The sequence below is a fragment of the Streptomyces sp. FH025 genome, assembly GCF_017427025.1.
GTDB lineage: Bacteria > Actinomycetota > Actinomycetes > Streptomycetales > Streptomycetaceae > Kitasatospora.
Genome location: NZ_JAFLNG010000905.1, coordinates 1 through 2,589 on the forward strand (window position 1 = coordinate 1; position 2,589 = coordinate 2,589).

At 71.0% G+C, this 2,589-nt stretch carries 2 protein-coding genes; both read left to right on the plus strand.

All coding sequences use genetic code 11. The features are described from left to right. Positions 1-109 precede the first annotated feature (109 nt). Positions 110-1,279: a pyridoxal phosphate-dependent aminotransferase gene (locus J0670_RS35480; protein WP_207816706.1), complete on the plus strand. Its 1,170-nt coding sequence runs from the start codon at positions 110-112 to the stop codon at positions 1,277-1,279. A gap of 630 nt (positions 1,280-1,909) precedes the next feature. Beyond that, positions 1,910-2,437 carry a DUF2617 family protein gene (locus J0670_RS35485; protein ID WP_207816707.1) on the plus strand — a complete coding sequence of 176 codons (528 nt, stop codon included), beginning with the start codon at positions 1,910-1,912 and terminating at the stop codon, positions 2,435-2,437. The last annotated feature ends 152 nt before the right edge of the window (positions 2,438-2,589 follow it).

Consider the following 2,589-nt stretch of genomic DNA (forward strand, 5'->3'; position numbering starts at 1 on the left):
CCTGCGGGCTGCCCCGTGCTCGCCGGGACGGCCCGTTCCGGGGGCGTCCTTGTCCCCGGCCACCGGCTGTCCCAGGATGGGCGCGACGACCACGCGTGAGGAGCCACCGATGGGTACCAGGCCGCTGCTGAACCGCCGACTGGCCGGAATGGGAACGACGATCTTCGCCGAGATGTCCGCCCTGGCCACGGCCACCGGATCGATCAACCTCGGGCAAGGGTTCCCCGACACCGACGGGCCCGAGGAGGTCCGCGAGGCGGCCGTACGGGCCCTGCGCGAGGGCCGCGGCAACCAGTACCCGCCCGGCCCCGGCATCCCCGAGCTGCGGCAGGCCGTCGCCGAGCACCAGCAGCGCTTCCACGGCCTCACCTACGACCCGGACACCGAGGTGCTGGTCACCGCCGGTGCCACCGAGGCCATCGCCGCCGCCCTGCTCGCCCTGCTGGAGCCCGGCGACGAGGTGATCGCCCTCGAACCCTTCTACGACTCCTACGCGGCCTGCATCGCCATGGCCGGCGCGAAGCGGGTACCGCTCACCCTGCGTGCCCCGGACTTCCGCCCCGACCTCGACGAACTGCGCGCCCTGATCACCCCGCGCACCCGGCTGCTGCTGATCAACACCCCGCACAACCCCACCGGCACCGTGCTGACCGCCGAGGAACTCGCCGGGATCGCCGAACTCGCCGTCGAGCAAGACCTGTTGGTGATCACCGACGAGGTCTACGAACACCTGGTCTTCGGCGCCGTCCACCACCCGCTCGCCGCCCTGCCCGGCATGCGCGAGCGCACCGTCTGCATCTCCTCGGCCGGCAAGACCTTCTCCTTCACCGGCTGGAAGGTCGGCTGGATCACCGCGAGCCCGGCGCTGGTCTCGGCGGTCCGCACCGCCAAGCAGTACCTGACGTACGTCAGCGCCGGCCCCTTCCAGTACGCCGTCGCCGAGGCCCTGCGCCTGCCCGACGACTACTTCGACACCCTCCGCGCCGACCTGCTGCGCAAGCGCGACCTGCTCGCCGACGGCCTGTCGGCCGCCGGGTTCCGGGTGTTCCGGCCGGAGGGCACGTACTTCATCACCACCGACATCACCCCGCTCGGCGAGAAGGACGGCATCGAGTTCTGCCGCGCCCTGCCCGAGCGCTGCGGGGTGGTCGCCATCCCCAACGCCGTCTTCTACGACAACACCGAGGCCGGGCAGAGCCTGGTCCGCTTCACCTTCTGCAAGAAGGACGAGGTGCTCACCGAGGCGGTGTCACGGCTCGGGCGGCTCGGGCGGCTCTGAGCTGCGTCAACTCTGCTATCCGTGTGCCGCATTGAGCGTGCTTCACGAACGTTCCGATCCGGCCATATCCTGCTCCGCCCCGCCCACTGCAAAGGAACCAGACCCTCCGGTTGGGCGTTGCGCGCCCACGGCGCGCTTGAGCATCCGCACGCCCCCATCGAACGGGATGGTACCGGCCCGACACCAGTTCCGACCCGTTCTCAACTCCCTTGATCCGCATACCTCGTTGCCGGTCGACTCGACAAACCCGGCGACTTCTCCGGCCCGCACGCCCGCCCTCCACATCCCTCGTGTGGAGGGCGGTAGCGTATGCGGCACCCCGGCAGCGCACTACCGGCGCGCACGGCGCACAACCCGGTCGCAGGGGCGCACGCTGTGCAAACTCGCACACCGGGTCGATCAGAGCCGGGGAGCAGGTGTGCTCGAAACGGTGAATGCTTGACAAAGTTGGGTAAATCACCGACGGGCACGGCGTATTCGTGCTTCTCTGCTGCTGAATCTCCAGCCGGAATCCTTCCTTCCACGGTCGGCCGCGCCCAAGGCCGTACAGCCACGAACAGCCTCGCCATCGCCTAGGCCTACTCGCTGCTGCCCGGCGGGCGCGCACGGAGCTGAAACGCGGAGCCGAGCATGCTCACCACACTGCAGACCTCCTACACGGACACCCGCGCCGGTGACCTCGCCTGGTGCCTCGGCGGCGACCCGCTGCCCGCGCTCGCGGTCCGCGACCTGAGACTCGACGGCTGTCTCCCCGGCACCTCCGGCACCCTCCAGCTGCGGCTGCTGGGCGCCTCCCACCAGGTGGTGATCAAGGCGGGCCCCGGCGAGTGCCTGGAGACCGTCGCCTGCCTGCCCGGCCGCCGCACCCCGCTGCCGGCCCGGGTGGCCCGGCAGGTCGGCGGCTGGGAGTACGAGTTCGCCGCCCGGATCGAGGCCCTGCCCCCGCACGACTTCGCGGCCCGCGCCCAGGAGTTGCTCGCCCTCGTCGAGGGGCACCCGCGCGGCCTCGCCGGGGTCTTCCCGGGCGACCCGAGCGCCTTCACCGCCCTGGTCGCCCAGGGCGGCGCGGACCGGCTGCTCTGGCGGACCTGGCACGCCTACCCGCAGGAGGGGCAACTGGTCTGCACCCGCTCCTCGCTGGTGGTGGCGGGGGCGTGACGGACCGAAAGCCCGGACGGGAACACCCTTCCGGACAGAGGTCGCACAGCACAGGCCTACGAATCGCACGCAGGAACGGTTCGTCAATCCGACGGCCCTCACTGTCCGTCGGATGGGCGCAGCTATCCGTCCCGCACGTCCCCTAGCGTTTG

Coding starts and splice junctions, on each gene's coding strand:
- J0670_RS35480 (WP_207816706.1), top strand. CDS start 110: ATGGGTACCAGGCCGCTGCTGAACCGCCGACTGGCCGGAATGGGAACG.
- J0670_RS35485 (WP_207816707.1), top strand. CDS start 1,910: ATGCTCACCACACTGCAGACCTCCTACACGGACACCCGCGCCGGTGAC.